This is a genomic window from Vicinamibacteria bacterium (genome assembly GCA_035620555.1).
In the GTDB taxonomy this organism is placed as follows: Bacteria; Acidobacteriota; Vicinamibacteria; order Marinacidobacterales; family SMYC01; genus DASPGQ01.
Genome location: DASPGQ010000139.1, coordinates 1 through 4,229 on the forward strand (window position 1 = coordinate 1; position 4,229 = coordinate 4,229).

The 4,229-nt window shown below is 63.1% G+C and carries 4 protein-coding genes; 1 reads left to right on the top strand and 3 read right to left on the bottom strand.

Going from position 1 to position 4,229, the window contains the following annotated elements; translation table 11 throughout:
- The first annotated feature begins 1 nt into the window (after window position 1).
- Window positions 2-355, top strand: a complete 354-nt coding sequence (locus tag VEK15_05580) for a tRNA-binding protein (GenBank protein HXV60144.1) — start codon at window positions 2-4, stop codon at window positions 353-355.
- Between the two features lie 7 nt (window positions 356-362).
- Here the strand turns inward: VEK15_05580 and VEK15_05585 are convergent, their stop codons facing one another.
- The 3 genes from VEK15_05585 to VEK15_05595 form a co-directional block, all read right to left on the bottom strand.
- Window positions 363-1,502: a hypothetical protein gene (locus VEK15_05585; protein ID HXV60145.1), complete on the bottom strand. Its 1,140-nt coding sequence runs from the start codon at window positions 1,500-1,502 to the stop codon at window positions 363-365.
- A 19-nt stretch (window positions 1,503-1,521) separates the two neighbouring features.
- Window positions 1,522-2,262, bottom strand: a complete 741-nt coding sequence (locus tag VEK15_05590) for a hypothetical protein (GenBank protein ID HXV60146.1) — start codon at window positions 2,260-2,262, stop codon at window positions 1,522-1,524.
- Between the two features lie 107 nt (window positions 2,263-2,369).
- On the bottom strand, window positions 2,370-4,229 hold a 1,860-nt coding region (locus tag VEK15_05595), incomplete at its 5' end, for an EAL domain-containing protein (GenBank protein HXV60147.1).

Here is a 4,229-nt window from a genome sequence, read left to right on the forward strand (position 1 = left end):
CGTGAAGCCCGCTCCAATCAAATCCATGATCACCGTTCGGGATCTCGAGAAGGTCGATATCCGTGTGGGCACGATCGAGTCGGTCGAGCAAATCGAAGGCGCCGACGAGGTGATGAAGCTTTCGGTCGACTTCGGGGATCAGAAGCGGCAGGTGCTTGCGGGCCTCAAGAAGGAGCGGGAGGACCCTAGCGGGCTCGTGGGAAAGCAAGCGCTCTTCGTCGTGAATCTGAAACCCCGCCGCATGCGGGGCGAGCGATCCGAAGCGATGCTGTTCGACATCGGGTACGCGGACGGAATTCGCCCGCGGCTCGCCGTTCCGGAAGAAGCCGTTCCCAACGGAGCGCGCGCCGGGTGAGACCCTGCTATTGCTGCTTCGGTTTCGCGCTCCGTTCCGACGAACCGCTCCGTGAGTAACCCGAGGGTGTGGCGACCGCGCCCGACGAGCTCCCATCGGAGCTTCCGACCGAGCCGCCGCCGTCCGAGCCGTCGCGCCATTTCGCACGACGCCCCCCCTCGGAAGGTTCCCGGCGGCTCACTCGGGTGTACCCGCGGCCCTCGACGACCCGTCCTATCGAGACCCCCGGCGATGAGACCGGCGGAACGACGTAGATCGGATCGTAGGGAGCGTACCAGTAGTAATAGCCGAATGGAGCGTAGTAATAGGGGTAGGCCCACGGGCCGGCAAAATACGGGTCATAGTACGGGTCGAAGAGCGGGGTCGCACCGCCCGGGGCACTCCGACGTACCTCGAACCGGTCGGGGTAGGACAGCGCGATCATCAGATCGATGAGGGCGGGAGACACTCCGGCTTCGTCGAGCCGAACCAGTTCGTCGGAGTTCAGAGCGAAGCCGCTGCCGATCTCGGTGATTGCTGCCTCCACCGCCGCCGTAGCCACGTAGCGGTCCGCCTCGATGACGTCTTTCGTAGACAGCGCCCCTCCCGCGGCCATACGCGCGCGGGCTGCGTCGCGCAACGTCTCCATGGGGAGTCCTGTCAGCTCCATGGTCTCGTCCTCGCCCGCGGGCAGGTATCGACGAACGAGCACGGCTCGAGCCTCACCTGACTCGACCGACTCGATCTCGATCCAGCGGGACCCGACGAACAGGCTGATACCCGACAGAGTTCGTCTCCGGCCTTCTTCACAGGTGATCTCCGACAGCGTGAAAAGCCGTCGGCCGTCAGCCGACCACTGCAGGGATTGCCATCCCGTGCAGTTTCCTTCCTCGATGGTACGCCGCTCGCCATCGGCGATCTGAATCCTCTCGAGAAAAGCGACCCCCTGCTGGAAGGCGGTAACCCGCACGCCGCCGGAATCGGGCACCAGACAGACGCGGCCAATGGGTGTCACCGGTGTTTCGGGAACGAGCTCCTCGTCAGGGAGCCCGAGCACCGGCTCGCGACTTTCGTCCTCGATCAATCGGAAGCAGCCGAGCCAGGGCGTCCATTTCGAGTCGACGTCCTGGGAGGGGATTAGCGTGGCCCATAACATCAAGGCGATCATGGCGTCCCTCCTTCGGTCTTCAGAAATTGAAGTTGATGCCGACGCTGGTTCGCAGCCCGGAAAGGTCGATCGGCTCGAATCCAATGAAGTCAGCATCGAGCTCCGCGTCCGACCAGAGATAGCGTCCCTCGAACGCGAGATAGATACGGGGTGCGAGGCGCACTTCGGCGCCACCGAAAACATGTGCTTCGAGGCCGAAACCATCGGAGCCCAGTTGCGTGGAAAAAATCGCGAGATCGGTGAAATCGACGAAGTCGCCGAACTGCTCGAGCTTGTACCAGAGAAACCCGCCGCCGCCGCCCACATAAGGTCGCACCGCGGCGGGGACGAAGGCGTAGCGGCTGACCTCGCGACCTCGCGGTGCGAGATAGAGCTTGAGACTGCCCATGATGGGCACCGTCGTCAACTCCGTTTGTTGGGTAATCGGAAGATCGTTGTCCTCGACCAGATCGCGATACTCGGAGGCGATCTTGGCCCGATTGAAATCGAATCCGACGACGGCGTCCAAACGCGGGTGGATGGCGAATGCGACGTCCGCTCCGAACAACGGCGCGTCGAAGTCGCTGGACTCGACGGTGAGCAGGTCCCCGAAGAATGAGTAGATGTCACTACCCGTCGAGGCGAAGAGCCATCCGCCGCGAAGCGAGAAGGAGCCACGGGGCGCACTGAAGAGGAAGTCCGCCTCTTGTGCCGCCGACGGGCCAGCTGTCAGCACCAGGAACGCGACCAGCCCGGCGGGGCGCGGACGCCGGGTTCTCATAGGCCATTGTGCACCTTTCGCCGACGAGATGCCAAATTCCCGTGGCGTCCGCTCGACCGCAAGCGCAACTCCCCAAGCCGCGGCACCGTCGATCGAGCGCGACGGGCTCACGCCGCGCTGGGACTGGGCAGAAATTTCTCCAGTACGTCGGGCTTGGCGACGTGGAAGCCCTGGGCGAAGTCCACGCCGGCGTTTCGGATCACGTTGAGGGTGTCTTCGTTGCCGACGAACTCCGCCACGGTACGCTTCCGTAGCCCGCGAGCGATCTCGACGATCGCCCTCACCAGGTGCTGATCGATGCGGTTGTTGGGGAGGTCCTTGATGAAGCTTCCATCGATCTTGAGATAATCGACGGGAAGCTGCTTGACGTTGTTCATGTTGGACAGGCCGACGCCGAAATCGTCGAGCGCCAGGCGACATCCGATCTGCTTCAGAGCGATGGCGAATATCTTCGCCCGCTCCTGATCGGTAATCGCGGCCGTTTCCGTGATCTCGAGGGTGAGCTGTCCGGGGTCGACGCCGTTTGCCTTGAGCTCGTTCTCGATGAGCGTGGTCAGCTCGAAGTCGCCCAACGACTTTCCTGACAAGTTCACCGATAGACGCAGGCGGTTGCCAATCTTGCTCTGTCGTCCGAGGAGTTGGATCGACTGGCGGACCACCCAGCGGTCGAGCGAACGGATCAGGCCGAACCGCTCGGCGGACGGGAGAAACGAAGCGGGGGGAATGAGCTCGTCGTTCTCACCCAGCATGCGGAGGAGAACCTCGTACTGCGTGACCTGGTTCGCGCGCAAGTCCAGGATGGGCTGAGCGTAGAGCACGAATCGCTCGCGGGCCAGGGCGTCGCGGATCAGTTTTTCGTCCGCCAGCCTGGAGTCTACCCTCGCTTGCCATTGCTCGTCGGGCTTGAAGAGCACGAATTGATCGCGGCCGCGACGCTTGGCGAGATGGAGCGCTTGGTCTGCATTCGCGAGCAGCTCTTCGACCTCGATACGTTTTTCGGGAAACAGCACGACACCGGCGCTGGCGGTTACCCCGATCGGCTGCTCGCCCACCCGCACGAAGTGGTTGCGTACGGCTTTCAGAAGCCTTTCGACGATGAAGTCCACGCGGCTCGGTTGCGTCTCGGTGACCAGAATCGCGAACTCGTCCCCGTCGAGGCGAGCGAGAAGATCGTTCGCCCTGACCGTCTTCTTCAGGAGTTGCGCCAGGCTGGCGAGAAAGCGATCTCCATTGCGATGACCGACGCTGTCGTTTACGTAGCGGAAGTCATCGAGATCCATCACGACCACGGCCCCACCGGTGCCGGCTCGTTGAGCGCGGGCAATCTCGCGAGCCAGATCCTCGACGAAGCGACGTCGGCTGTACAGCGACGTCAGCGGATCGTGGTCGGCGAGGAAAGAGAGCCGATCGTCGAATCGTTTCTGTTCCGACTGGTCGCGGGCAATGAAGGAGATGAGATCGATCTCACCGGTTCGAGTGCGATGGGAGACCGCGGTCAATGCGACCGGAGTTTCTTCTTCGTCGCGCGACCCGACCAGAGCGGCATCACCTTGCCATACGCCGTCCTCGACCGCTGCAGGAATAGCGGTGGAGAAGACGAGCGATTCCGCCCAGGCGGGGAGAAAGTTGCGCAGATGCAGGATCGCGTCCTGGGGGTCACGGACTCGGAGAAGAGTGCGACAGGCGGGATTCATGTACCGAACCTCGCCCGAGGGCGTGACGGTGACGACCGGGTCGAGGGTGTTGTCCAGTATGGTGTGATAACGCGCCCGGGAGGTCACGGTGTTCTCGAACCGAGTCCGATCGCGGATGATCACCAGGACCTCGCTCGTCGTCGCTCGGGCGAAGCGCGCCTGGTAGCTCCTCGGCTCTTCCCCGACCTCGACCTCGAAGTCGAACTGCCGATGGCCGTCGTTGTCGAGAAAGACGTCCGCCAGCGCTTCCACACATCGGTCGCTGACCCCCTC